This is a genomic window from Candidatus Hakubella thermalkaliphila (assembly GCF_013281975.1).
Classification (GTDB): Bacteria; Actinomycetota; Humimicrobiia; order Hakubellales; family Hakubellaceae; genus Hakubella; species Hakubella thermalkaliphila.
The window spans coordinates 1-3,476 of record NZ_BLRZ01000144.1; the positions used below are offsets into that span (position 1 = coordinate 1).

The 3,476-nt window shown below is 47.6% G+C and carries 3 protein-coding genes; all 3 read right to left on the reverse strand.

Annotated elements, in window-relative coordinates; translation table 11 throughout:
• Positions 1-1,122: hypothetical protein (locus tag HW443_RS09975; RefSeq protein ID WP_176238132.1), on the reverse strand; the 1,122-nt coding region annotated here is incomplete at its 3' end.
• Between the two features lie 476 nt (positions 1,123-1,598).
• Positions 1,599-2,561, reverse strand: a complete 963-nt coding sequence (locus HW443_RS09980) for a hypothetical protein (RefSeq protein ID WP_176235898.1) — start codon at positions 2,559-2,561, stop codon at positions 1,599-1,601.
• The coding region (locus HW443_RS09985; protein WP_176238133.1) for a vWA domain-containing protein at positions 2,498-3,476 on the reverse strand (979 nt) is incomplete at its 5' end. The genes HW443_RS09980 and HW443_RS09985, both read right to left, overlap by 64 nt.

Genomic DNA, 3,476 nt, shown 5'->3' on the forward strand with positions numbered 1-3,476 from the left:
CTTCTCTACCAGCTCCTTATGCACTGCTCCCTTATAGTCTTTTGCCTTTCTTAACTTTGAGCTGTCTTTTATCAGTTCGAATAGCCATGTTTCTAACGTGTCTCCAGATGAGCTCAGATATCTATGGCAAACAAAGTTGTTCGTCTTTTCATTGCGCACACTTCTCAGATCTTGATTAGCCTTTTCAGTAAATTGCCTACCTTTCTGAAACGTGTTGATCCATTTCTCGATTTCTGCGATGATGAAAAGGATATACTCTGAGTTTTTCTGAGCAATTCCAGTTCCTTCTGCATTGCCTACAAGATCTTGGAGGATTTCTTGGATTTTCCTTTGGTTTTGAAGCTTACGCAATTTCTTATACTTTTTCCGTAGGTCACCTCTCAACCCCCACTTTTTCTGTTTTGAAACTGCGTAGAAGGCTTCCACCTCAGAATCAATATCCTTCAAGTCCCTTCTCATTTCCTCGTAGTATCTCCTCGCCTCGCGGAAATAAGTAAGAAAAGTATCATATTTTTTTTCAAGAGATTTGAGGAAATCGAGGGCTGACCTTAATGCCCCATGTCCATATGAATCTGAGCCTTGATCTTTGTTTAGGATTTCAAGTACCTTGTTTCTCAAGCGGTCTTTGAAGTCTGTATGATATTTCTCTTTGTAGAAATTTGCCACAGCGTAGAAAGTGTTGGGGGCAGGTCCGGCTTGATGCTTATCACTCCGCCTGCCCAATATCCTGGTTTCAAAATCATCCAGAATGGCTTTTGTTTCGCTAACGGCCCTACCCAAATTCCCTATGGAATCAAAATGAAAACTCGGGAATTTGGGCATGCCAACTTGCTGAAATTTACCTACTAACATAGCTTGTGATGCAAAAGTCTTTTGTTGCTCAGGGTCTTTTAGGCCGTAGACGATTTCTTTGTCAAATCTGGTTGCGCCATTCAACAAGAAATCCTGGACTTCACTTTCGCCTGCGGTGCCACTTAAATAAGAAGGTTCCAAGAACTGATTAAGGATGTCAATCGCGATCTTTTGAGAGAATTCCGTTTTGATGGAATCTAGATCAATTATCAGCTTATAGTTTCCAAAGGCACCATAAAGAAGAGCACGGGTAGGATTTTCCTTGGTCATGATACGGTTAGTGTTAATATGGGCCACAACTTGGTCATAGAAAGTTTGAGTAACCTTTCCCTCTTTCTTGGCTTCCTCTTCTTTGGAATAAGCGATTCCGAAATGATAGATGTATTCAACAATAGCAGGAACTGTCCCATGGAAGTATTTGATTTGAGTCCCGTCTTTGCCAGCAATCTTACCTCCGTCCAGAAAGTATGTAACATAACCCTCCGAGGCCAATTACTGTTATAGGTTTCATGCTGATCCCTCCAAAACTATGTTATTATCGTTGGCATTGTCTCTCATATTTATCAGCCTTCCGCAGCAGGATAATCTTCATTACTCTCTTCAAGTCTGCCGCTGCGCTTTGGTCTTTTATGTCAGTTTGTAACTTCTGGCCCTGGCAAAATTGCGAAGTTCCTGGGACAACTCTCGACGACCTTTGTTTAGAATCCGTATCTTCATTTCTCAATTCTGCCTCAAGCATAGCACCCTCACCGGTACCGCTGATAGGTCAGCTCATACTCATCCATAACCACTATGCTCTGGCTATCGTCCAGTTCTCCTGTAGTAAAGTCGTGGCTCTCTTTGCTCTCCTGGTAGCTTATCGAGGGAAGGATCTCTATTGAGCCTTCAGGGCTCTTACTACGCCTGCCTCTAATCTTGGCCACCACTTTCCGCTTCTGGGGACCGTCCGGCGGGAGAGGGATGGGGCAACCCTTACCTGCCCGCACTTTAAGCTTACGCCGTCCGGCCAGGATATACTCACCCAGGATATCATTGCCTCTCTGCACCTGGATTATGCCGCTCAGTACCGGCAGAGTTAGCCAGTAAAAGAAATAGCCCAGGCCACACAGGACCAGAAATCCAGCAAACCAGGGCCAAAGTTCTAAGATTTTGGTTAGCCAACTTTTCTCGATCCTGAAGTCGACCAGCTCAGCCCAGGCTTCATAGCGCTCCCCACTAGTGAGGGTGCCGGCCAGATAGGCAGTCAGGCTGTAGGACTCCTCCTTTGGGGGCAGATCAGTCTGCACAACGAAAACGCCCACACCCCTTTGGGGGTCCTCAGAAAGACGTATGGTATCCACCAGTTCACCCTGGGAATCCGTCAGAGTAACCCAGATGATGCTCCGGGGATCGTCCCGGAAGAGCTCTTGAGCTTTGGCAGGCCGGCCGGCTTGCCTAAGTTGTACCTCTATCTCCAAAGGCTCTCCAAGAATATAATCAGCGTCACCTTCGGGAGAAACCACTTCCAGATAGGGCAGCGGCTTCACCTCGATGGGAAATTGCACTTCGGAAATGATCACCGGGCCGCCCTTAACTGTGAGGGTAACCAGGTATTGGCCCGCCTCATCATAGGGAACTATATCTTTGCCCCGGTAGAGTCCTTCTTCTATCTTCTCGAACTCGACAAGAACTTCTGCACCCCCGGCTTTATCACCCGAGCCCCCATCCACAGCGGGTAGGCAGGAAGCTCTTTTATGGGTGAACCATCCCGTTTGCGAAAACTGGCCAGAAGCTCCATGGTCTTGCCCTGGGGATAGGGCGAAAGAGGCTGAAGCAGTTTGGCCTCCACTCGGATGAAAGCTCGTCCCACCTCCACCCGGCCGCGGCCCTTAGTGATCGTATACTTCCACATCCCGGGGGCAGGCTCGGAAATAGCGTAAATCTCGAAAAGGCGACCACTGGAATAGGCTACATCTGGGTCCTCTGGTCTCACTTTTTCGCCATCGCCTCGGATCAGACTGAACTCTACTTCCGCCCTTTCCTTTAACACAGAAAAGGTCACTTTTTCGAGATAAGGGTCTATCTTCACCTCAAGTCCCTCTTCGGGAACTTCATCCCAGTGGAGCTCCGGAATACGCAAAAGCTCAAGCAGGATTGTACTATAGATCTTATCCAGCTCCGCTTCTTTCACTGAAGGCAGCCCGAAAATGCGCCCCCTGGTTATCTCCCCCCAAAATTGCTTATCTTCGGGCCAGTATTTCCCCTCCACATCCACAGCTACCACGTATAGTGAGACCTCCGCCATGTTTTTGGCCACAAACTCTTTAATCTCTTTAAAATAAGCTTCCTTGGAGAGCTTACGAGGATCATCCGGCTCACCATCGGTAAAGATGACCACAGCCCTCTCCCTACCTTCCTCCGCAGAAGCAAAAGATTGAACAGCCAGCTGTAGTGCATTGATGAAGCTTGTATCACCCAGATCTAAAGGCACAATTTTGCTTTCAATAGAAGAGATGGCCTGTCGATCCAGAGGCATAAGTGGTACCATGGCCTCTACAGGGGCGGTGGTCCCAAAGTTGATCAGTCCCAGATGGTGGTCGAATATGTCGGTGTAAAAAGCAGCCAGGTACTTAGTGAAGTACCTG